This is a genomic window from Bacillus sp. AC266 (assembly GCF_979253805.1).
This window is the reverse complement of the sequence record NZ_CEEDEC010000001.1, coordinates 1,287,458-1,311,165: the sequence shown is the minus strand read 5'-3', so window position 1 is coordinate 1,311,165 and position 23,708 is coordinate 1,287,458. Positions and strand designations below refer to the sequence as shown.

21 protein-coding genes and 1 pseudogene are annotated in these 23,708 nt (G+C 36.2%); 12 read left to right on the top strand and 10 right to left on the bottom strand.

Annotation, left to right across the window (positions count from 1 at the left end; translation table 11 throughout):
• Nucleotides 1-76: 76 nt before the first annotated feature.
• The 4 genes and pseudogenes from AC0IXC_RS06660 to AC0IXC_RS06645 form a co-directional block, all read left to right on the top strand.
• The gene (locus tag AC0IXC_RS06660) at nt 77-1,765 is read left to right on the top strand and encodes a formate--tetrahydrofolate ligase (RefSeq protein ID WP_002031556.1); all 1,689 of its coding nucleotides are present in this window, start codon (nt 77-79) and stop codon (nt 1,763-1,765) included.
• 90 nt (nt 1,766-1,855) lie between these two features.
• Complete coding sequence (locus AC0IXC_RS06655; protein WP_002065080.1) at nt 1,856-2,383, top strand: hypothetical protein; 528 nt, start codon at nt 1,856-1,858, stop codon at nt 2,381-2,383.
• Nucleotides 2,384-2,402: 19 nt separating this feature from the next.
• Complete coding sequence (locus tag AC0IXC_RS06650; RefSeq protein ID WP_002012513.1) at nt 2,403-3,572, top strand: DEAD/DEAH box helicase; 1,170 nt, start codon at nt 2,403-2,405, stop codon at nt 3,570-3,572.
• Between the two features lie 8 nt (nt 3,573-3,580).
• Nucleotides 3,581-3,667: pseudogene (locus tag AC0IXC_RS06645) on the top strand (VOC family protein); the annotation flags it as partial.
• Nucleotides 3,668-3,711: 44 nt separating this feature from the next.
• On the opposite strand, the gene AC0IXC_RS06640 reads toward AC0IXC_RS06645, so the two are convergent.
• Nucleotides 3,712-4,350: a zinc dependent phospholipase C family protein gene (locus tag AC0IXC_RS06640; RefSeq protein ID WP_002135913.1), complete on the bottom strand. Its 639-nt coding sequence runs from the start codon at nt 4,348-4,350 to the stop codon at nt 3,712-3,714.
• A 29-nt stretch (nt 4,351-4,379) separates the two neighbouring features.
• The gene (locus AC0IXC_RS06635; RefSeq protein ID WP_471652728.1) at nt 4,380-5,366 is read right to left on the bottom strand and encodes a quinone oxidoreductase family protein; all 987 of its coding nucleotides are present in this window, start codon (nt 5,364-5,366) and stop codon (nt 4,380-4,382) included.
• A 206-nt stretch (nt 5,367-5,572) separates the two neighbouring features.
• On the opposite strand from AC0IXC_RS06635, the gene AC0IXC_RS06630 reads away from it, so the two are divergent.
• Together AC0IXC_RS06630 and AC0IXC_RS06625 are read left to right on the top strand one after the other, a co-directional pair.
• The gene (locus AC0IXC_RS06630; protein WP_002031567.1) at nt 5,573-6,151 is read left to right on the top strand and encodes a sigma-70 family RNA polymerase sigma factor; all 579 of its coding nucleotides are present in this window, start codon (nt 5,573-5,575) and stop codon (nt 6,149-6,151) included.
• Nucleotides 6,148-6,837 (top strand): DUF3600 domain-containing protein, encoded by a 690-nt coding sequence (locus AC0IXC_RS06625; protein ID WP_002141441.1) that lies wholly within the window; start codon nt 6,148-6,150, stop codon nt 6,835-6,837. Before AC0IXC_RS06630 ends, AC0IXC_RS06625 begins: the two co-directional genes overlap by 4 nt.
• A 12-nt stretch (nt 6,838-6,849) precedes the next feature.
• Here the strand turns inward: AC0IXC_RS06625 and AC0IXC_RS06620 are convergent, their stop codons facing one another.
• The 4 genes from AC0IXC_RS06620 to AC0IXC_RS06605 all read right to left on the bottom strand — a co-directional run bounded on the left by AC0IXC_RS06620 (nt 6,850) and on the right by AC0IXC_RS06605 (nt 9,195).
• A complete protein-coding gene (locus AC0IXC_RS06620; protein ID WP_002135917.1) occupies nt 6,850-7,092 on the bottom strand; it encodes a hypothetical protein in 243 nt (80 codons plus the stop codon).
• A 311-nt stretch (nt 7,093-7,403) separates the two neighbouring features.
• Nucleotides 7,404-7,838, bottom strand: a complete 435-nt coding sequence (locus AC0IXC_RS06615) for a hypothetical protein (RefSeq protein ID WP_002135918.1) — start codon at nt 7,836-7,838, stop codon at nt 7,404-7,406.
• An 85-nt stretch (nt 7,839-7,923) separates the two neighbouring features.
• The gene (locus AC0IXC_RS06610) at nt 7,924-8,889 is read right to left on the bottom strand and encodes an MBL fold metallo-hydrolase (protein WP_002141446.1); all 966 of its coding nucleotides are present in this window, start codon (nt 8,887-8,889) and stop codon (nt 7,924-7,926) included.
• 96 nt (nt 8,890-8,985) lie between these two features.
• Nucleotides 8,986-9,195, bottom strand: coding sequence for a DUF3925 family protein (locus tag AC0IXC_RS06605; protein ID WP_002127081.1), 210 nt, complete (start codon nt 9,193-9,195; stop codon nt 8,986-8,988).
• 225 nt (nt 9,196-9,420) lie between these two features.
• Between AC0IXC_RS06605 and bsaA the strand changes: the two genes are divergently transcribed.
• Nucleotides 9,421-9,903 carry a glutathione peroxidase gene (gene bsaA / locus AC0IXC_RS06600; RefSeq protein ID WP_016102133.1) on the top strand — a complete coding sequence of 161 codons (483 nt, stop codon included), beginning with the start codon at nt 9,421-9,423 and terminating at the stop codon, nt 9,901-9,903.
• A gap of 83 nt (nt 9,904-9,986) precedes the next feature.
• On the opposite strand, the gene AC0IXC_RS06595 is transcribed toward bsaA, so the two are convergent.
• Genes AC0IXC_RS06595 through AC0IXC_RS06585 form a run of 3 tightly spaced genes read right to left on the bottom strand, consistent with a single transcriptional unit; the run spans nt 9,987 to nt 14,388 of the window.
• Nucleotides 9,987-12,215, bottom strand: coding sequence for a transglutaminase TgpA family protein (locus AC0IXC_RS06595; protein WP_471652727.1), 2,229 nt, complete (start codon nt 12,213-12,215; stop codon nt 9,987-9,989).
• The gene (locus AC0IXC_RS06590; RefSeq protein ID WP_471652726.1) at nt 12,212-13,426 is read right to left on the bottom strand and encodes a DUF58 domain-containing protein; all 1,215 of its coding nucleotides are present in this window, start codon (nt 13,424-13,426) and stop codon (nt 12,212-12,214) included. The genes AC0IXC_RS06595 and AC0IXC_RS06590 overlap by 4 nt, the downstream gene beginning before the upstream one ends.
• Entirely contained in the window at nt 13,426-14,388 is a 963-nt protein-coding gene (locus AC0IXC_RS06585) for an AAA family ATPase (RefSeq protein WP_471652725.1), read from the bottom strand. Before AC0IXC_RS06585 ends, AC0IXC_RS06590 begins: the two co-directional genes overlap by 1 nt.
• Before the next feature lie 710 nt (nt 14,389-15,098).
• Between AC0IXC_RS06585 and AC0IXC_RS06580 the strand changes: the two genes are divergently transcribed.
• From AC0IXC_RS06580 to narI, 4 genes are read left to right on the top strand one after another with little or no spacing between them, the layout of a single operon-like run.
• Complete coding sequence (locus AC0IXC_RS06580; RefSeq protein WP_471652724.1) at nt 15,099-18,782, top strand: nitrate reductase subunit alpha; 3,684 nt, start codon at nt 15,099-15,101, stop codon at nt 18,780-18,782.
• Entirely contained in the window at nt 18,772-20,247 is a 1,476-nt protein-coding gene (gene narH, locus AC0IXC_RS06575) for a nitrate reductase subunit beta (protein ID WP_002141456.1), read from the top strand. Before AC0IXC_RS06580 ends, narH begins: the two co-directional genes overlap by 11 nt.
• A gap of 19 nt (nt 20,248-20,266) precedes the next feature.
• Nucleotides 20,267-20,797, top strand: a complete 531-nt coding sequence (narJ, locus tag AC0IXC_RS06570; protein WP_002031591.1) for a nitrate reductase molybdenum cofactor assembly chaperone — start codon at nt 20,267-20,269, stop codon at nt 20,795-20,797.
• A gap of 17 nt (nt 20,798-20,814) precedes the next feature.
• Nucleotides 20,815-21,504 carry a respiratory nitrate reductase subunit gamma gene (narI, locus tag AC0IXC_RS06565; protein WP_002031592.1) on the top strand — a complete coding sequence of 230 codons (690 nt, stop codon included), beginning with the start codon at nt 20,815-20,817 and terminating at the stop codon, nt 21,502-21,504.
• A gap of 118 nt (nt 21,505-21,622) precedes the next feature.
• On the opposite strand, the gene AC0IXC_RS06560 is transcribed toward narI, so the two are convergent.
• On the bottom strand, nt 21,623-22,315 hold the full coding sequence (locus AC0IXC_RS06560; protein WP_002189419.1) for a Crp/Fnr family transcriptional regulator: 693 nt from the start codon (nt 22,313-22,315) through the stop codon (nt 21,623-21,625).
• Nucleotides 22,316-22,691: 376 nt separating this feature from the next.
• On the opposite strand from AC0IXC_RS06560, the gene moaA reads away from it, so the two are divergent.
• Nucleotides 22,692-23,705: a GTP 3',8-cyclase MoaA gene (gene moaA, locus AC0IXC_RS06555; protein ID WP_341112435.1), complete on the top strand. Its 1,014-nt coding sequence runs from the start codon at nt 22,692-22,694 to the stop codon at nt 23,703-23,705.
• The last annotated feature ends 3 nt before the right edge of the window (nt 23,706-23,708 follow it).

The following is a 23,708-nucleotide window of genomic DNA, read 5'->3' as shown; positions in this document are numbered from 1 at the left end:
AGGAGGTAAATAAGTGCAGAAAATACAAAAAACTGATACAATATCATCAGAATCAATTAAAGGGGGACTAGGGTATATGACAACTACTACAACAGTTAAATCTGATATTGAAATCGCACAAGAAGCAAGTATGAAGAAGATTCAAGAAATTGCAGCTAATTTAAATATTTTAGAAGAAGAACTAGAGCCATACGGACATTATAAAGGCAAGTTATCTCTTGATATTTTTAAGCGTTTACAAGATGAGAAAGACGGTAAAGTTGTTTTAGTAACAGCGATTAACCCAACTCCAGCAGGAGAAGGTAAATCAACAGTAACAGTTGGTTTAGGTCAAGCTTTTAATAAAATTGGTAAGAAAACAGTAATTGCACTTCGCGAACCATCTCTTGGACCAACAATGGGATTAAAAGGCGGAGCAGCAGGTGGTGGTTATTCTCAAGTAGTACCAATGGAAGATATTAACCTTCACTTTACTGGAGATATTCATGCGATTACAACTGCCAATAACGCATTAGCGGCGTTCATTGATAATCATATCCAACAAGGAAACACACTTGGAATTGATACGCGTAAAATCGTTTGGAAACGCTGTGTTGACTTAAATGATCGTGCCCTTCGTAATGTAGTAATTGGCCTTGGTGGACCGGTTCAAGGTGTACCACGTGAAGATGGTTTTGATATTACAGTAGCATCTGAAATTATGGCCGTATTCTGCCTTGCAACAGATATTCAAGATTTAAAATCACGTCTATCTCGCATTGTTGTCGCTTATAATTTTTCAAATCAACCTGTAACAGTTAAAGATTTAGGAGTAGAAGGAGCGTTAACACTTCTATTAAAAGATGCATTAAAACCGAACTTAGTACAAACATTAGAAAATACACCAGCTATCATTCATGGCGGACCATTTGCGAATATCGCTCACGGTTGTAACAGTGTTATCGCTACGACAATGGCAGCAAAATTAGGTGATTATGTTATTACAGAAGCTGGATTCGGTGCAGATTTAGGTGCCGAGAAGTTTTTAGATATTAAAGCACGTGCAGCTGGTATTAAACCAGAAGCGGTAGTTATTGTTGCGACTATTCGTGCGCTTAAAATGCACGGTGGTGTGGCGAGAGATCAATTAAAAGAAGAAAATGTAGATGCGTTAGCAAAAGGTATGGAGAACTTACAGAAGCATGTTGAAACAATTCAAAGCTTCGGTGTTCCTTTCGTAATTGCCATTAACAAATTCATTACTGATACAGATGCAGAAGTTGCATACTTACAAGAATGGTGCAATGAGCGTGGCTATGCAGTATCCTTAACAGAAGTTTGGGAGAAAGGTGGCCAAGGCGGAGTTGACCTTGCTGAGAAAGTGTTAAAAGAAATTGAAAAAGGTGAAAACAACTACGCACCACTTTATGAATTAGAATTACCATTAGAAGAAAAAATTCGTACAATTGCTCAAAAAGTGTACGGCGCAAAAGATATTGAATTTGCTCCGAAAGCACGTAAGCAATTAGCTCAATATGAGGGAGAAGGTTGGAGTAACCTACCGATTTGTATGGCGAAAACACAATACTCTCTTTCAGATGATGCAACAAAATTAGGTCGCCCATCTGACTTTATCGTTACAATTCGTGAATTAAAACCATCTATCGGTGCAGGGTTTATCGTTGCGTTAACAGGAACAATGTTAACAATGCCAGGCCTTCCAAAACAGCCAGCTGCGCTGCAAATGGATGTAAATGAAGATGGAAAAGCAGTAGGTTTATTCTAAAAGGTTGTAATTCATCTCGTTTATCTGTAAACTATATATACATCAAGTGGCGCCTTTCCATCGAAAGGCGCCTGTTTTTTGGAGGAAATTATGTTTGATCCAACTGCTTTTGAAAATTTAAAGGTAATTGTGGAAGGAGCTGTCTATGATTTCGATTTACACGGTGATATTCTCGTAACGGATCGAAAAGATGTGATGGACCTTGCTTCATTAAGTCGTATGTATAGTATTTCATTTCAACTAACAGAAACATTTAAAACGATGGTAGAGGCGACATTTTCACTATCTGTTGATGCAAAGAATTTATCAGGTGAAATATTAGAAGTACCTCAGTTTATACCAGGTTGTGAAATGAAGCTGGAATTCTCGTTCGAAATGGAGCAACCAGAGATAGGATGCGAAGAAATTGAAACTTTATTGCATTCTATATGGGGAAAAGAGCGAATGATTACGCAAAAAATTTCATACGAATATAATAAGCAAGCGATTTCATATCATAATAAGGTAGAGGTTCTATTTCAAAAATCGATTACAGAAGACCATGTTGATGATTTAATAGCTGTTATTTCACACATGATAGAAACGGTGCGAACAATACAACATTTTCTTCAAAAATAGAGATAAAGGAGAAAAACAAATGATAAAAGATATGCAACCATTTTTACAACAAGCTTGGGAAAAGGCTGGTTTTAAAGAATTTACTGAAATTCAAAAACAAGCGATTCCAACTATTTTAGAAGGACAAGACGTTATTGCTGAATCTCCAACTGGAACAGGAAAAACATTAGCGTACTTATTACCACTTTTACATAAAATTAATCCTGAAGTTAAACAACCTCAAGTTGTAATTTTAGCGCCAACTCGTGAACTTGTTATGCAAATTCATGAAGAGGTTCAAAAGTTTACAGCAGGAACGGATATTTCAGGTGCGTCTTTAATTGGTGGTGCGGATATTAAGCGCCAAGTTGAAAAATTAAAGAAACATCCGAGAGTTATTGTCGGTTCACCAGGACGTATTTTAGAGTTGATTCGCATGAAAAAATTAAAGATGCATGAAGTGAAAACGATTGTATTTGATGAGTTTGATCAAATTGTAAAACAAAAGATGATGGGTGCTGTACTTGATGTAATTAAATCAACGATGCGCGATCGTCAATTAGTGTTCTGCTCGGCGACAATAACAAAAGCTGCAGAAGATGCGGCACGTGATTTGACAGTTGAACCACAATTAGTACGTGTAACACGTTCAGAGGCACAGAGCCTAGTTGAACATACGTATATCGTTTGTGAGCGTCGTGAAAAAAATGATTATATTAGAAGAGTTATGCATATGGGAAATGTAAAAGCAGTTGCCTTCTTAAATGATCCATTCCGTTTAGATGAAATTACTCAAAAACTGAAGTTCCGTAAAATGAAAGCAGCAGCACTTCATGCAGAGGCAAGCAAACAAGAGCGTGAAGTAACGATGCGCGCGTTCCGTAGCGGGAAATTAGAAATATTACTTGCTACTGATATTGCAGCACGTGGATTAGATATCGATGATTTAACACACGTAATCCACTTAGAGTTACCAGACACAGTAGACCAATATATTCACCGCTCAGGACGTACTGGACGTATGGGCAAAGAAGGAACAGTTGTTTCTCTTGTAACAGAACAAGAAGAGCGTAAATTACTTCAATTTGCGAAAAAATTAGGTATCGTGTTTACGAAACAAGAAATGTTCAAAGGAACATTTGTAGAATCGAAACCACCAGCACCAAAGAAAAAGAAACCAGCTTTTACTGGTAAGAAAAAGCCTAGATAAATAATTGGGAAGACGTAACTATGCCTTCTGGTAAAGTGTTTAACTTTGCTGATAGTGAAGGGAATTACTTTGCAGTAATGGGAAAAAATAAATAATTATATAGTTATGTGAAAATCCCCCTCGTAAATAATGAGGGGGATTAAATATTTGAAGTCAATTTTTTATTAACGAGTTGTTCTATAAAAAATGTTCCTTTTTCAATTGCAGTCTCAATATAACCAACGATTTGATCAAATGAAAACACTTGTAAGTTTTCGTGCAAGTGTTGCTCAGGATATAGCATATCTTCAAAAATATATTGCCGAAAAGCTAAAACATTCTTTCTAGAAATCTCCTCTATATTCACAATGTTAGCCTCTTGATTAAGTAGGGCGAAGAGCTGCTGTTCTTTATCGTAATGATGCAACAATTGTGCGTTCAATAATTTAAAATCGTTATAGTACATAGGTGCGATAGTTTCGTCGTTTTCTATTCTGTTTTTAAGCCAAGGTAGAAAAAAGCCGCTTAGCCAATTATCATCGGCAATGAGGTGGGTATAATAACCTAAAATATAAGGGGAATCCAGATGATCTTCGTATTTATGAATAAATGAATCATAATCTATTCTTCTCGTATAGTTCTTCGTTGTACCAGCGTAAAAATGTGAAGTTCCTTTTTCTTTTTTTGAATGAACAGCATCAGGAGCTACACCACCAAGTAAGAAAGAAGTTTTATCTTGAATAGAAAGTTTCTCAGCAATACCGCTCGCGATAATGATATGCATAATTCGTGATCCCATGAATAACACCTCTATTTCATGTATTCATTTTAGGGAGCTGTCTGAACGTGTAGTATTACTTTCCCTGTACTTTGTCTACTTTCGACCCATTCATGTGCTTTCCCTGCATCTTGAAGAGGAAAAGATTTCGTAGCTTTAATTTGTAAACTTCCATCGCGTAAATAATGGAAAACTTGATTCGCAGTTTCTTGAAGCAATTCAGGACGTTTTTTCCGTGTAGTGCCAAAGCTGAAACCGAGTATAGAACGGCAACTTGCGTGTAAATCTTTCGTTTGAAAACTACCAACTTCTCCGCTAGCATTGCCGAAATGGACGAGACGACCGTAATAAGCAAGGCAGTCTAAACTTCTTTCGGACACAGTACCAGAAATAGAATCTAAAACAATATTAACGCCTTCTCCGTTTGTAAGCTGATCTACCCTCTCTACAAAATCTTCATCTTGATGACAAATAACATAATCAGCGCCAGCATCTAAAGCAATTTTTCTTTTTACTTCACTTCCGACAGTCCCGATTACTTTTTTAGCCCCTAATAATTTTGCGAGTTGAATCGCGGTAGTACCAATTCCTCCAGCAGCGGCATGAATTAGAACAGATTCACCTTGCTGAAGTCTTGCAACATTTGCAAGTAAATTGTAGCTTGTAAAAGATACGATAGGGCAGGCAACTGCAGTTTGGAAATCAACTTCATCAGGTAATACAAAAGTAAGATTTTCGTTCGCGACAACATATTCAGCGTAAGAGCCATTTTGAGGAAAAGTAATGACACGCTGGCCAGGGTAAATATTTTTCACATGAGAACCTACGTGTTCTACAATACCAGCTGCATCTATCCCTGGAATAAAAGGTAAGGCTTTGTTTCCTTTTTTGCCATAACGTGATTTAATATCGGCGAAATTAACACTAGTAGCGACAACACGAATTAAAACTTGATTATCTGAAATTGTAGGAATATCCATGTCCGTATATTTCAACACTTCAGGACCACCGAATGAAGTTACAACGATAGCTTTCATATACATCCTCCTAAATTTGACTATATATATTATTTTAAATCTTCATTAGGAATTGGAAAATTATATAATTGTTATGCAGGGTTATAAGTGAAGCTTATGAAGTTATTGCATCATTATATTAATTTATTTGAAAAATCTTTGAAAGAAATCGAACGAAATATCGTTTGCTTGCCAATATATAGTGTAAGACAAAGGAGGGATGGTACATGAAAGATGAAACAGTGTATACAGATTTAATCCAATTAACTTTATCAGGCAATAAAGAAGCGTATAGCGAATTGTATGATAAAACGATTCAAGAAGTATATAAGACAGCACATTTTTTAATAGAGGATAAAGCAGATATAGATGATGTCGTTCAGGAAATATACATACAGCTATATGAATCGCTTCGTAAATATGATAGTGAGAAGCCATTTCGTCCATGGTTAATTGGACTTGCGATTAAACAAATCCATTCTTATAGAAGAAAGAGGTGGATGCGACTGCGAATTGTAAAAAAAGCAGAAGAGCAAAGAAAACCAGTAGAAATTGATTTTTCTAGCGATGTTGTAAGTAAAATATCAAACCAAAAATTAATTGAACTCATTCATAAATTACCATATAAATTGAAACAAGTTATTATCTTAAGATACTTACATGATTACTCACAAGAAGAAGTAGCACAAATATTACATATTCCAATCGGTACCGTGAAATCTAGAATTCATGCGGCCTTAAAGAAACTACGTCAAAAAGAGCAAGTAGAAGAAATCTTTTTAGGAGAGGTAGGGAATGTGAAATGAGCTTAGATTGTAGAGTTAGAGAATCTATACAAGAAGAAGCGAAGGGGATTATTGCCCCGCCGGAGTTAAAAGAAAAAGTAATTGTTCAAATAAAAATGAAGAGCGGGGGAAGTAAAAGGAAGAAGCGCCTTATCGCAGGAGTGCTTGCAGCCGCATTTTTAATCCCAACGACTGGTTTTGCTTACCAATCTATTATGGCGGATGGTATATACGGATCTTTTGAGAACTTAAAAAAACATGCCGGAGCTATAACATTAGAAGGATACATGCGTTTTAATGCAAAGTTATCACAAGCGAAAGACGAAATGGGTGCGAAGGAATATGAAGAGTTTACAAAAGAACTAAAGAAATTAACGAATGCAAAGCTTGAGTACGGGGATTCGAACGGTAATATTGATTATGATCAATTATCACCAGCTAAAAAAGAGGAAATGAAAAAGGTAGAAATGGAACTTCAGCCGTATTTTGATAAATTAAATGGCCATAAATCTAGTAAAGAAGTATTAACTTCAGAAGAGTATGAACAATATATGGAAGCGTTAATGTCATATCAAACTGTATTAGTAAAAGCGAAATCGAGTGGTGGGATAACAGTAGAAGAAGTACCTGAAGCTTATAAAGAAAGATTTATTAAAGCAGAACAGTTTATGGAGTATGTAGATGAAAAGGTGAGCTTTTCTTATTGAAACGTAAATATATTAACCACCTATTCCTTTTGCTAGCAATAAGAAATATACAAATATTAGTATGACTCCATTTAATGTCGTACCAACTATTTTAAATAGCCAATTCTTTGATGCGATCGCAAAAATAATACCGAGTAATGAAAGAATACTTAGAAGCACAATAATTAATGTTAAATTTGAATTAGGTCCTCTTAAAATAAAGAAAGAACATATACTTGTGATAAACGTTAGAAACGAGAAAGTCCCTAATTTCATAATAAGTCTCCCTTGTTTGAAATGTATTTTGATTTAGTGCGCGACTTTCTTTAGTTTAACATAAATTTCCTATTACCAATTAAATATATGAACAATAAAAAACGAGTATAAAATCTATGCGATTTCATACTCGTTTTGTTATTACTTAAATTTCCTTACCACATGTATAGCAACTCTTACAAGGAGTATTGCACTTATAAATAACCCAGCATAACCAACGGCACTTAAAAATTGAACATTAGGTTCTTTTGCATACAAGTCAGGGGCAGAATTACCTTGACTTGCTTAATAAAGTGAAAGTGGGAAATCACTTAGTTATATTCCTTACTATTCTCCTTGTCTTTTTGTATCAAACAATCTAAAAGTGAGTAACCAGCTATTAAACTAATAATGGTAATGAAAGTTGTATTCACAAGAATAATATTAGTTAAATAAGGTAGGTATTTACCAACTGGTGAAAAGAGTAGAGCTGGAGAAAAGGCAATGAATAGTGTTGGCAACGTAATAGCGATAAACTTATCCGGCTGAAAGTTCCAGTTTTGTTTACTCGTTTCGCGATTAATTGATTGTAGGAATCGTAATAAAATGCCGACCAAAAGAGGGAAGAGTGTAAAGTAGAATAATCTTGGATAGACGTTAAAGTTCACTTGCGCGTCTGTATCTAAATAAAATTGAATTTTAACACCTACAACTAATAATAAGATGATAAATAATGTAAAGCAGAGGTATAGTATCACTTTTTGCATTCCATTCCACCATCCTTTATTAAAAAATATATTCAAGGAGCGAAGATATATACGATAATGGCGTTGTATATATCTTCGTTTTCTATTAGTTAATTGTGGATTTTGTTTGCTTCGTTAAGTAATCAATAATTCCCATCGCGCTAATTTCTAAATCAAGATGTAAAATGTTATAAACAGAATGATTGGATGGAACATTTAGCTTTGTAAGATGAGTGGAGACTTTCTCCAGTAGTAAAGATTGTAATGCCTTAGTAGCCTCATCAAAATCAGTATGTTTTTGAAAAATTTCATTTCCAGTATTAACGAAAATAGGTAACCAATGTTCAAGTTGGTTATATACTTCTGTAACATTGGATGATGCGCCGTAATGACCGAAATAAATAGTATCTACATTCATACTTTGAATATGATTTTTAGAAGCAATCATCGCATCTGGCTGGAATTGTGAAGGAGACGTTGATGGTAGATATAGTTCTACATCAAGGTCTGCGAGTTCTCTATAATAAATTCCTATTGTATCACCAGTAAAAATGCCGTTTGTTAATGAATCGTGAATGCTAATATGGTGCTTCGCATGTCCCGGTGTATCATAAAATGTGAGTGTACGGTCTTCTGCAATTTTTAATGTATCACCATTTTGTACAATATGAACACGTTCTTCTTCAATTGGAAGAATTGGATCAAAAAGTTTATCAAAATCTTCTTTGTACACAGCTTTTGCGCCAAGAATTAGTTTTGTTGGATCAATCATATGACGAGCCCCGCGCGGATGCACAAATAGAGTAGCATTTGGGCACTTTTCCATCATTAACCCTGCTGCGCCTGCGTGATCTAAATGAACATGTGTAACGATAATGTTTTTTACATCATTTAAATTAATATGTAATTGCTGTAAGCCGTCTAAAATATAGGGAAGAGAAGGGGCCGCACAAGTTTCAATTAAAGTAATATCGTCACCTAATAAAACGTATGTACCTGTGCGTTCATCATGTTGTAAGTCATAATCATCAATAAGATATAGATGAGAAGATAGTTGTTCTACTTTTTTCATACTTACCACTCCTTATATACGGTATGTATCTATTATACGCTAAAAACAGAAAAAGACAGAAAACGAAAGCTCGTCTTCTGCCCTTTTGTAATGTAGTTATTTCGTTTGTTCTTTATTGATAGACATAACGAACAGTCCAACAATGCCACCAACGATCGGAAGCATAATTTCTCCTGCTAAATTAAAGTAGGAGCTTAAAAATAAACCATTTACATCGATTACCCAGCCAATAACATACAATAACATCATATATAGTACGAAATAAAACTCGCGATTTGAAATCGTTTCATGTTGTGCAGTTTTCATAATGAACACCATCCTTTTCTATTATAATGGAAATATAAACTGTCACATTTTGTTCACAAATTAATTGTAAAACTTTCCATCATAAAAGTCTAGTATATTGTGTCGAATTTTCGAACGAAAATAAAGCGCTATCATTACGGTATGTGAATACGTAATAAGAGCTGTATATTCACGAATGTAGTATAGTATAAACATAGAATGATAGTGAAGAGAGGGGTATGAACAATGACAGTTTATGATTTTTCAGCTAAAACAATAACAGGAGAAGAAAAATCGTTAAAAGATTACGAAGGAAAAGCACTTCTTATTGTAAATGTAGCTAGTAAATGTGGATTTACACCACAATATAAAGGGTTACAGGAAGTATATGATAAATATAAAGACCAAGGACTAGAAATACTCGGTTTCCCTTGTAATCAATTTGGGGGACAAGAACCAGGCACAGAAGCTGATATTACTAGTTTTTGTGAATTGAACTACGGTGTGAACTTCCCAATGTTTGCAAAGATTGATGTAAAAGGTGACAAGGCTCATCCTCTCTATACATACATGACAGAACAAGCGCCAGGTTTACTCGGTATGAAAGCAGTGAAATGGAACTTTACTAAGTTTTTAATTGGAAAAGACGGGAAAGTAGTAGGGCGTTTTGCACCGCAGACGAAGCCGGTGGATTTAGAGGTTGAGATTGAGAAGGTACTTGGGGAATAATTAGGAGTTTCACTTTATTAACAAACGCCTCAAAGAACAATGTAGTTCTTTGAGGTGTTTTCTTTAAACTCACATTATCAAGATTAAATCACTCTATCGTAGTCGTTTGATTTAGGCAGAGAAGCTGCTTTTTTCATAAGCACTTCCCATAAGTGTACGGATGTCTTCCATTCGGCTGCGGCCTGTTCCTTTTGATACATAGCGTTCTCATAACTGAAAGTAAGTTGTTGCATATCGGCCGAATTGTAAAGTGTATCGATGTGGAGAGCGTATTCTCGGAATGTTTGACTTTCACCCCGTGGTATGCCAATTCTCGCAAATTGGTTTAAAAGTGCACCGTAAGCTTTTTGATAAACAGCATCATCTTTTCGGTATTTATAGAAAAGAATAATAAAAAATGTAATCCATTTCATTCTAGTGGTGAAGAGAATGTATCCGATGATACTAATCGGTATCGTAGAGAGGAATACGTACCACCAAGAAAAATCATTTTTGGAATTTGTGATCTTTTTAGTAGAGGCTTCTTCTGTATTTTCTATTAAACTTTTGAGCTTTGCTTCATTGTTCCGTTGGTGTATTGGCTCGTTATTAGAATTATTTACTTCGTTATTTTGTGAAGTAGAAGCAGGAGTATTATTTGTGAAATTATAGGGATTAGTAAATCCTTTTGTTGGTTCGAATGGAATCCATCCGTATCCTGGGAAATATACTTCGACCCAAGAGTGTGCGTTATCGTTCGCGATTTTATAAACATCCTCACCTTCTGCAGAGGCAAGTGTATTATCAAGAGTTCCTTCTGTATAACCTTTTACCCAGCGAGCAGGAATCCCGGCAGAACGAAGTAACACGATCATAGACGTCGAGAAATTATTACAGTAGCCGCTTTTTGTATCGAAAAGGAATTGATCTACATAATCTTGGTTTTTGGAAGGGAACAAAACATTCATTGTTTCATATACAAAAGAATGGTCGGTAAAGTAGTTTTCAATAGCTAATACTTTATCATATCGGTTGTCTTTATCATTTGTTAGATTTACAGCTAAGTCTTTTACTCGCTGTGGTAATGATTCGGGAAGTTGCGTGTACTTTGTCATGAAATAAGGATTTGATTCTTGACCTTCATTTGTTTTTACAGCTTTCAAGTTTTCTATGGAAAACTCTGGGACCCCATATGTTACTTTATATGAATTTAAAATAGTAGAAGAATCTCCGTCCATCGTATAGATTTTTTCTGAAAAGGGGTCAACGCTGTATGATACATTAGAAGAAGCCTCAACTGATATTAATCCTGCTGGATAGGTAAGGTGTGGATAACTTTTTTTCATGGTGATTGTCGCCTCAGTGGCCTCCGTTTTTGTATTTTGTTCGTACCAGCTCACGACGTCGTTTTTATTTTTAAAAGAAATCTTTTTTGGATTTTCAGAAACTTCCCAGCCTTTTCCTGTATAAAAATCTTTCGTTTCGACTCTCCAATATTGTTTGTTTTGCGTTTGTGCTGTGAAAACAATTGTAGGATCTGCCTTAAAAGGACCGCCTAATCGCGAGTCATCTAAACCATATCCAATTTTAGAAAATTCTTGTTTTTTACTTGCTTCGGATGTGTTGAATTTTAAAAAATCCATTGGGTTTGGCCATTGAGGGCCAAATTTTGGAGCAAAGTATGCGATAGTTGCTGACAATACAATAAATATTGTAAGAGGTCTAAGTAATTTTGAGATTTCTCTAGCAAAATTTTGTAAGTGTTCCATCTCTCTTATTCGTTCTATGCGAAGAAGACTAAGCATAAAAAAGCCGATGGCAATAGTACGAATAATAGCGTAGTTTGCATTGTATAAATGTAAGTTATGAAAAATGGTGATATAAATAATAGTCAATATAAGAAATAACAACCCACGTTTTTTATGAATCATCCAAAAAGAGATGAAAGCACTCAAAAACCAAAAGGATAAAAAAAATAAAAGTGTTGGAAAAACGGGAGAAATATCTAGCAAATTCCCCTGGAAAAACAGAGAGGAATTTCGAGAAATATCAGCAAAAAATTTCGTTAGCCAAGATGGATTTATAAAAGCATTTTTATAATACAGGAAATGAATGATGAATAAGATCGTGACGATCTTTATTGGAATCTGCCACCTTGTTTGAAAAAAAGAGAGAGTGAAGCAAATTCCTATAAATATTACAAAAATATCTAATCTACCTACGTTTGTAATACCTATAAGGGGTCTTAGCCATTCTAGTAAAAGTAGAAATGCACATACATGCATGAAGAATCTGCTCATATCCCATTTGTATTTTTTTCGTAATGTTATCATTTGCTCACCTCAAAAAACACGTTTGTATACCGGTTCCCATAAACCACATTTACAAATATTTTTCGTTTTTGTAGAGTTTCTAGAATACTTAGTTCTCGATGTGAGAGTTGATTTGCTTTTTCTTTCACGACAAACACCATTAATTTTCTGTTTTTTATAGCAGCAAAGTCAGCCGCCTTTTGAATATCGGGAGAAAGATCGCTTGTTACGAGTATAATCGTTACGGGATCATAAATTTTTCTTAATTCCATTTCTACACTCCGGGAGAGCGGGAATACACTGTCTGCTTGTACTTTCGCTAAATGACAAAAGATTTGTTGTAACTGACTATCTCCATTGTCTAAAGGGAAAAAAGTTCGTTCTTTTCCGACAGACACGAATGACGCTGGTGAATTTTGCTTCAAGACAGCCCTTACAATAGAGGCGGAAAATGTTACGACTGATTCGAATAGAGGGGACTCAGTTCTGTCCATGAATATCATGATATTATGGCTGCGCTGTTGTTCAAACTCTTTCGTCATAATATTGTTTGTTCGGGCAGTTGCTTTCCAATCAATCCATGAAAAGCGGTCACCAGGTTTATAGTCTCTGACACCGACAGAGATTGTAGAGTCTTTTGCTAAATTTATATTTGCTGAAAGCGCTCCTTGTTCGAAATGATTTTCCAATTGTCGATACGTTATATCTACGTACTGGGGATAGATTAAAAATGTATCTGGAACTGAAAAAGTTACTTCCTTCTCCATCATACCGAATAGATCACCAGTTTTGACACGTACGCTTGAAAAAGTGTGCTCTCCTCTAGGGATTGTGTCAATAACATATTGAAACGAAATATTCCGTTTGAATCCTGGAAAGAGTATTACCTTATTCACCTTCGTTTGTCTACAATTTGTAAATTGTGCTGGCAGTTCATCTTCTATAATTAAATAAAGTAAGGGAAAAGGAAATCTTCTTTTTATTGTAATGGTGCTTAAAAATTGTTCTCCTGCTGCATATTCATTTTGGTTTGTTATTCGTTTTACTTCAGCGTCTCGTAAAGCGTAGAAGGGAAGTAGTAGTGAATAAAGACCAATAGGAATCGTACTGTAAAACAAAAACCAACTTACAAATCCTCCTTGAAGCATAGCGTACACAAATGTTAAGACTAGGCATAAAGGGATTAGCAATAACTTCGTAACGTGATATAGTGCTCGTAGTATTCGTTTCATCAAAGGTTTTTCGTCCTTTGAGTCGGCACGGTAGTTCGTGCAACGATTTTGGCGATAACTTGTTCTCCTGTTATTCCTTCAAATCTTGCTTCCATTTTTAGAATGAGTCTGTGAGCTAAAACGTAAGGAGTTAAAAATTTAACATCGTCTGGAATAACATAATTTCTGCCATGGATGAATGCATAAGCTTGTGAAGCTTTCATTAAAGCGATTGAGCCGCGTGGACTTGCACCTAGCTGTATAGAACTATAAGAACGCGTCTGAGTAACAAGTTTTACAATGTAATGCTTGATTGCTTTGTCCATGCTTACTTCCCGTACGCTTTGTTGTAAATAAAGTAATTCTTTTATTGTAGTAATAGCTTGTAAATGAGAGAGTGGATTTGTTTTTTCCATCCGGTTTAAAATTTCAAATTCTTCTTCTGGTGTAGGATATCCCATTCTTAGCTTCAACAAGAAACGATCGAGCTGAGCCTCTGGTAAAGGATATGTTCCCTCATATTCGACCGGATTTTGTGTAGCCATTACAAAGAAAGGTTTTGGTAACGATCTTGTAATGCCATCTATTGTGATAGTGCCTTCTTCCATACTTTCAAGTAAGGCAGATTGTGTCTTTGGAGATGTACGATTAATTTCATCAGCAAGTACAAAATTCCCCATAATCGGTCCAGGCTTGAACTCAAATTGGAGCTCTTTCGGATTATAAATAGAAACACCTGTTACATCTGACGGCAGTAAATCAGGTGTGAATTGAATACGCTTGTAATCGGCATCAATGGATTTAGAAAGAGCACGTACTAGCATTGTTTTCCCAACGCCAGGAACATCTTCTAATAGTACATGACCTTCAGCTAAGAGAGCTGTCAAAGCTAAGATCGTTTCTTTTCGTTTTCCGACCATTAATTTTTCAATATTGTTGATTATTCTTTCTACTATGGGATGTAATGAATCAAGCTGGGGCATCGTAATCCTCCTAATTTTATTATCTTTTCTAATTCATTTTTATGTTAAAGAAAAGGAGTTCCTTCATTTTAATGCAGTATAATAGTAATCTAAGAGGTAAGTAGGAATGGTTTATATAAGTTCATATTGAGAACTTATATAAATAGGAAAAACTTAAATGTTAAAAAATCATGGTGATATACTTTATAATTTATATGTCCCAAAAGGAAATCCTACTCATAATTTTATGAATATTCAGATTATATATGTAGATAACATCTAGTATAATTGTTTCCGTAATTAAGGGCAATACAGTAAATAATGATTTGTAGTTTTATCCCTCTATTTGCGGGCTGATTAAAGTTTCACTTTATATAAAATATGTCTTGATAATAGTATCGTTGCAGAAAAGTAAATTCCTTATAGCGTTATTGAAGTAGTATCAAAACTCTTTTTAATATATTTATATAAAAACGTAGGAATTTCTCCTGCGTTTTTTCTTATGCAAAAAAAGGTGAATCCTCCAAATACTATTCTCCTAATAAGCCCACCGCTGGCCGAAATCTTCACAACAAAACAAAGTAATCTTTACTTATAAATGTTTCCCCTTAAACCGATTTCCAAATGAATTTATGACAATCTCTTGAACTGTGCGAAATGTCACATCTGTATTTTACAACCTCTCTTATAGTAAGGGTATGTAAGAGAGACGTATTAAAGGAGTGAACAGTATGAAGAAGAAACCTTCAGCATTAATGAGACGTTTAAAATATTTTTCACCAATAGATCGTTATAACGATAATCATACACAAGAAACATATGAAGATCGTGAATGGGAAAATGTGTACAGAAAGCGTTGGCAGCATGATAAAGTAATCCGTTCTACACACGGTGTGAACTGTACTGGTTCTTGTAGCTGGAACATTTATGTGAAAGATGGAATTGTAACATGGGAGGGTCAAGAGCTTAACTATCCAACAACAGGTCCTGATATGCCTGATTTTGAACCACGAGGATGTCCGCGTGGAGCGAGCTTTTCTTGGTACATTTACAGTCCGCTTCGTGTGAAATATCCGTATGTACGTGGTGTGCTTTGGGAAATGTGGCAAGAGGAACTACAAAATAACGAGTCACCACTAGACGCTTGGAAAAGCATTGTGGAAAACCCTGAAAAAGCACGTACGTATAAGCAGGCGCGTGGTAAAGGGGGATTCATTCGTGCGAATTGGGATGAAGTATTACAACTCGTTTCTGCTTCATTACTATACACAGTAATTAAATACGGTCCAGACCGAAATGTTGGTTTTTCACCAATTCCAGCAATGTCGATGTTAAGTCATGCAGCTGGTAGCCGCTTTATGCAACTTATGGGTGGACCAATGCTTAGTTTCTATGATTGGTACGCAGATTTACCACCAGCTTCTCCGCAAATTTGGGGTGATCAAACTGATGTACCAGAAAGTAGTGACTGGTATAACTCTGGTTACATTATGACATGGGGTTCAAACGTACCGATGACGAGAACGCCAGATGCACACTTTTTAGCCGAAGTTCGATATAAAGGAACGAAAGTCGTTTCTGTAAGTCCTGACTTTGCCGAGTCTACAAAGTTTGCAGATGATTGGATTAGTGTGAAACAAGGTACAGACGGTGCGCTTGCGATGGCAATGGGGCATGTGATCTTACAAGAATTTTACGTAGATAATCAAGTGGAATACTTCACAAAGTATGCGAAGCAATATACTGATTTTCCTTTCTTTGTCACATTGAAAGAAAAAGGAGATCAATTCGTTGCTGATCGTTTCTTAAATGCTTCTGATATTGGACGCGAAACGAAGTTAGGGGAATGGAAACCTGTAATTTGGAACGAGAATACGAATGATTTTGCAACACCTCACGGCACAATGGGATCACGTTGGGATAACGAGAAGAAATGGAACTTGCGTTTAGAAGATGAACAGACAGGTGAAACGATTGATCCGCGTCTTTCTTTACTTGGAATGGAAGATAGTGTTGAAACAGTGCAAATTCCGTACTTCTCTGATGATGGAAATACAATATTAGAACGTACAATTCCAGTGAAAAAAGTTATGACAGAAGCAGGCGAAGTGTGCGTTACAACTGTATATGACTTAACGTTAGCAAATTACGGTGTGAACCGAGGTCTTGGCGGGCAAGAACCGAAAGATTTCAATGATGATGTACCGTTTACACCTGCATGGCAAGAGAAAATGACCGGAGTAAAGCGAGAGCTTATTATTCAAATTGCTCGTGAGTTCGCGCAAAATGCAGTTGATACGAATGGCCGCTCGATGATTATTATGGGAGCTGGTATTAACCATTGGTTTAACTCTGATACGATTTATCGCGCAGTTTTAAATCTTGTTCTTCTCGTTGGGGCACAAGGTGTAAACGGCGGCGGTTGGGCACATTATGTTGGTCAAGAAAAATTAAGACCAGCAGAAGGATGGCAAACAATCGCGATGGCGAAAGATTGGCAAGGGCCACCGAAATTACAAAACGGTACATCTTTCTTCTATTTCGTAACAGATCAATGGCGTTATGAAGATACACCTGTTGGACATTTAGCATCACCAGTTGAGGGCAACTCTCGTTATCAACATCACGGTGATTACAACGTATTAGCAGCACGACTTGGCTGGTTACCTTCTTATCCAACATTCGAGAAGAATGGGATTGAATTATATAAAGAAGCTGTTGCTGCTGGTGCAACAACACAAGAAGAAATCGGAAAATACGTTGCACAAAAACTAAAAGAAAAAGAACTGAAATTTGCGATTGAAGACCCAGATAATAAAAACAACTTCCCGCGTAACTTATTCGTATGGCGTGCAAACTTAATTTCAAGTTCCGGTAAAGGACACGAATATTTCTTAAAACATTTATTAGGTACAACAAACGGATTAATGAATGACGATAGTGACTCATTAAGACCAGAAGAAATTAAGTGGCATGAAGATGCACCTGAAGGGAAGTTAGATTTACTCATTAATTTAGATTTCCGTATGGCTGGAACGGCGCTTTATTCTGATATCGTCTTACCTGCTTCAACTTGGTATGAAAAGCATGATTTAAGCAGTACGGATATGCATCCATTTGTGCATCCATTTAATCCAGCAATCGGTTCACCGTGGGAAGCACGCTCTGACTGGGATATTTTCACCTCTCTTTCTAAAGCTGTGTCAGATTTAGCGAAGAAAATCGATCTTGAACCAATGAAAGAAGTTGTTGCAACACCACTTCTTCACGATACACCGCAAGAATTAGCACAACCACTTGGTAAGATTAAAGACTGGAGCAAAGGTGAGTGTGAACCGATCCCAGGTAAAACAATGCCGCAAATTCATGTTGTCGAAAGGGATTATAAAACGATTTATGACAAGATGACAGCGCTTGGACCAAATACCGGAAAACAACCGATTGGTACGAAAGGGATTTCTTGGTCGGCAGAAAAAGAATATGAGCAATTAAAGAGTCGATTAGGAGTTGTTCGAACGGATTCTATTGCGAAAGGATGCCCAGACATAAAAGAAGCAATTAATGCTGCTGAGGCGGTATTAACACTTTCTTCTACAACAAACGGTCATATGGCGGTAAAAGCATGGGAAGCGCTTGAAAAACAAACCGATTTAAAACTACGTGACTTAGCAGAAGAACGTGAAGAAGAATGCTTCACATTTGAACAAATTACAGCGCAGCCTAAAACAGTAATTACTTCTCCGGCCTTTACGGGTTCTGAAAAAGGTGGACGCCGTTACTCACCATTTACAACAAATGTTGAACGTCTCATCCCTTGGAGAACGATAACTGGTCGACAATCTTTCTACTTAGATCACGACATGATGAAAGAATTTGGCGAAACGATGGCAACATTTAAACCAATACTGCAACATAAACCATTCCGTAAATCACGCCCTGAAGTAGAAGGGAAAGAAATTACACTAAACTATTTAACACCGCATAATAAGTGGTCGATTCATAGTATGTACTTCGATTCATTGCCAATGTTAACGCTGTTTAGAGGTGGTCCAACTGTTTGGATGAATAAAGATGATGCGAATGAAGCTGGTGTTGCTGATAATGATTGGATTGAATGCTTTAACCGTAACGGCGTAGTCGTAGCACGTGCTGTTGTAACACACCGTATACCGAGGGGGATGGCATTTATGCACCATGCGCAAGATCGTCACATTAACGTGCCTGGTACGAAATTAACAAGCACCCGCGGGGGAACACATAATAGTCCAACCCGTATTCACGTTAAACCAACACATATGATTGGTGGATATGGCCAATTAAGCTATGGATTTAACTATTATGGTCCGACTGGGAACCAGCGTGACTTAAACGTTGTAATCCGTAAACTGAAGGAGGTAGATTGGCTTGAAGATTAAAGCGCAAGTCGGAATGGTAATGAACTTAGATAAATGCATCGGCTGCCACACTTGTAGCGTAACATGCAAAAACACCTGGACGAATCGTCCAGGTGCTGAATATATGTACTTCAATAACGTAGAAACGAAACCTGGAATTGGTTATCCGAAACAATGGGAAAATCAGGAGAAATACAAAGGCGGCTGGGAATTGAAAAATGGTGAAATTCAGCTGAAATCCGGTTCGAAAATGAAGCGTCTTATGAATATTTTCCACAATCCAGATCAGCCAACAATTGATGATTACTTTGAACCTTGGAATTATGATTATGAAACATTAACAAATAGCCCACAGCGTAAGCATCAACCAGTTGCTCGTCCGAAATCAGCAATTACGGGTGAATTTATCGACAAAATTGAATGGGGTCCAAACTGGGAAGATGATTTAGCAGGCGGACATATAACAGGGTTACAAGATCCGAACGTCAAGAAAATGGAAGAAGGAATTAAAACGGATTTTGAAAATGTCTTTATGATGTATTTACCACGTATTTGCGAACATTGTATGAATCCATCTTGCGTTTCTTCTTGTCCATCGGGTGCGATGTATAAACGTGAGGAAGATGGGATTGTTCTTGTGGATCAAAATGCATGTCGTGCATGGAGATTTTGTGTATCGTCTTGTCCGTATAAAAAAGTATATTTTAACTGGCAAACAAATAAAGCTGAAAAATGTACAATGTGTTTCCCTCGTATTGAAGCTGGTATGCCAACAATTTGTTCTGAAACATGTGTAGGACGTATTCGATATATTGGGGTAATGCTATATGACGCTGACAAAGTAAAAGAAGCGGCTTCTGTTGAAAATGAAAAAGATTTATATGAATCTCAGCTTACTGTTTTCCTAGATCCAAATGATCCAGAAGTAGCAGCTGAAGCGAAAAAACAAGGGATTCCTGAAGAATGGATTAAAGCGGCACAACAGTCGCCAATCTATAAAATGATTATCGATTGGAAAATCGCTCTACCTCTTCATCCAGAGTATCGTACAATGCCAATGGTTTGGTATATCCCGCCGCTTAGCCCAATTATGAACATGGTGGAGGGGAAAGGTAGTAACTGGCAAGCAGAAGAGATTTTCCCTGCTATTGATAATATGCGTATTCCAATTCAATATTTAGCGAATTTACTCACTGCAGGAGATGAATCACATATTCGTCTTACATTGAAAAAATTGGCTGTCATGCGAACACATATGAGAGCATTGCAAATTAATAAAGAACCAAATGAAGCTGTATTAAAAGAACTCGGTTTAACGAAAGAAGATGTAGAAGATATGTATCGTCTTCTTGCTATTGCGAAATATAAAGATCGCTTTGTTATCCCGACGTCTCACCGCGAACAAGTTGCAGATTTATATAGCGAGCAAGGAAGTTGTGGTTTATCTTTCGCAGGTGGGCCAGGCTCTTGTACGACAATTTCTTAAAAAAAGGGGGCAGAAAACTATGAAACAAAGTTTACAAACAGCTTTTTCTTGTTCTTCTTTTCTTCTCTCCTATCCTGAACTAGGTTGGAGGGAAGCTTTACTAGAATTACAGGAAGAGATTCAAGAAATTGAACAGGAAGAAATCAGAGCATCACTTACAACATTTATAAAAGAAGCGCTAAATAAAACAGACAATCAACTTATTGATTCTTACGTCTATACATTCGACTTTGGAAAGAAGACAAATATGTATCTTACCTACATGAAAACAGGTGAACAAAGAGAGCGTGGAATTGAATTATTAGAGTTAAAACAGCATTATCAAAAATCTGGTTTTAACGTAACAGATAAAGAACTACCTGATTATTTACCGCTTCTACTTGAGTTTCTTGCAAACGCGAATGAAAAAGATAGCGAACCAATTATGAGTAAATACACGGAAAATATACAAGCGTTGCACGGGCAATTAAAAGAAGCAAACTGTATGTATGAACCAATTCTCGCCGCTGTTCTACTCGCTATCAATACATGGGGTGTACAGGCAAATTAGAAAGGAGAGTTGTCAAAATGATGGATCAATTTCTATGGGTATTGTTTCCCTATATCATTTTTGCAATCTTTATCGGTGGACATATTTTCAGATACAACTATGATCAATTTGGATGGACGTCAAAATCTAGTGAACTATTAGAAAAGAAAATGCTCCGAATCGGAAGTCTATTATTCCACTTTGGGATCATGTTCGTCATTGGTGGTCATGTTATGGGGATTTTAATTCCAGAGTCTGTATACCGTTCAATAGGTATTTCTGAGCATATGTATCATATAATGGCAATTAGTTTCGGGCTTCCGGCAGGTGTTGCTTCTATCATCGGTTTAATTATATTAACGTACCGCCGTGTAACAGTAAAACGCATCATTGCAACGAGTACAAGGGGAGATTATATTGCGCTTATTTTATTACTAATCGTAATGCTAGCGGGACTTTCTTCAACCTTTTTAAATATCGACTCAAAAGGGTTTGATTATCGTACAACAATCGGTCCGTGGTTCCGAAGTCTCTTTATTTTCCAACCGAAAGTTGAATATATGATGGAAGTACCAGTATGGTTTAAAATTCATATAATTGCAGGTATGGGTCTATTCGCAGTATGGCCATTTACTAGACTTGTTCATGTATTTAGTGCCCCAATTAAATACTTAAGCCGTAGTTATGTGATTTACAGAAGACGTATTCCTAATGAATTGAAAAAATAATGCCACAGTAAACGAATAGAAGTTAGCAACTAACATGAAACGAGGTCTAATGGAAGGCCTCGTCTTTTTTAGGAAATAACTGTATGCAAGAGAAAAAGAGTAGCATCTAAATAAGATGCTACTCTATGCTACAAACAGAGGCAGAGCAATCTTCACAAGCAATTTCACATTTTAAAAATTGTAAATCATGGATTGTAATCTTTCCTTTATGAATAGAAATCGTACCTTTTTTTTTCAAATCATTTAACATTCGATTTACGCTTTCACGCGAAGTTGCACAGAAGTTTGCAAGTTCTTGATTCGTTAATGGTAAATCGATGAGAATCCCATTTTCTTTTAACACACCATAACTATTTGTCATTCGAATGAGAGTAGAATATAGGGCACCTTTTTTGCCGTGTAATACTAGATCTCGGAACTTCGTTTGCATTCTTCTTAAATGTTCACTAATCCATTTCATAAATTCAAATACAAGAGCGGGTTTTTGGAGTAATGCTTTTTCTAAGGCTTCACGCTTTATAACGCCTACTTCAACATCTTCAAGGCATTTTGAATTTAATAAATACCTTGCATCCTCCGTGAACAATGTTAATTCCCCAATAATATCATTTTGTGAACAAATGCGAAGTGTTAATTCTTGTCCGTCAGCACTAAGTTTACTGATTTGCACTTTTCCAGAGTGAATGATATAAATCTCTGTTGCTTCCATACCTTCTTGAAAAATAAAACTCCCCTTATTGATTTGCATTTTATATTCAACAGATGAAAGTAACTCCTTTAAATCTTTGGATAATGCCGTACTGTTTGCCACAGCAATCACCTTTCTTCTTATAAGCAGTATATTTCTTATTTTGGATGTAATCATGATGAAATTGCAAGAGATATTTTTGAAAATAAAGTAAAATTTCAATGACCGTAAGGAATAACGACCTTAAATGTCTAAAAAGCTACTTATAGTAAGGGTTTATATTATACGAATATAAGTTTTTTAGTTTAAGAAATTTTAGTATGTAAAGAGAATGGGACTAGAGATGTGAACAAAATTCGAACGGATTTGTGAAGAATTTTTGAATGGGGAAAGTAATGTGAGAAAAGTCACATTGAATATGTAGCTTCTTTTTTATAATGAAGGCAAATAAAAAATTTGAAAGCTTACTAATGATTGCAGTAGAAAAGAAGGGATATAGATGCACGAGAAGATGAAAGATTCTTTAGAGCGGCCACTTCAAGATTTACGTATTTCAGTTATTGACCGTTGTAATTTTAGGTGCACGTACTGTATGCCAGCTGAAGTGTTCGGACCTGATTATGCTTTTTTACAGGAAGAGTTTTTATTAACGTTCGATGAAATAGAAAGGTTAGCGAGATTATTTATAAGTAGGGGTGTTAATAAAATTAGACTTACTGGCGGCGAACCGTTATTGCGTAAAGATTTACCGAAGTTAATTGCAAGGCTTGCAAAGCTAGAAGGCTTAAAGGATATTGGACTCACAACAAACGGTATTCATTTAGCAAAACAGGCAAGGGCATTAAAAGAAGCGGGATTAAAACGTGTAAACATTAGTTTAGATGCGATAGAAGATCATGTCTTCCGAAAAATTAATGGACGAAATGTAAGTACAAAACCTGTATTGAAAGGAATTGAAGCAGCAAAAGCAGCTGGATTAGAAGTAAAAGTAAATATGGTCGTAAAAAAAGGGATGAATGATAGTCAAATTCTTCTTATGGCTCGTTATTTTAAAGAACAAGAAATTCAGCTTCGTTTTATCGAATTTATGGATGTGGGCAGTACGAACGGATGGAACTTTGAACAAGTTATTACGAAGGAACAATTAATAGAGAAAATTAATCGTGTATATCCGATTGAGCCTGTTAAACCTCGTTACTTTGGAGAAGTTGCGAAATTGTATCGATATGTAGGGAGCGATGCAGAAGTTGGATTTATTACTTCTGTTTCTGAATCTTTTTGTTCCTCTTGTACGAGAGCTCGTATTTCGGCAGACGGTAAGTTTTTTACGTGCTTATTTGGAACGAAAGGAACCGATTTGCGAACGCTTCTTCGAGAAAATATTTCTGATGCTTCATTATTAAAAATTCTCCAACATACATGGGAGTGCAGAACAGATCGTTATTCGGATGAAAGAACGGCTGAAAGTACAAATAAACATCCAAAAGTTGAAATGTCTTATATTGGTGGATAGCGA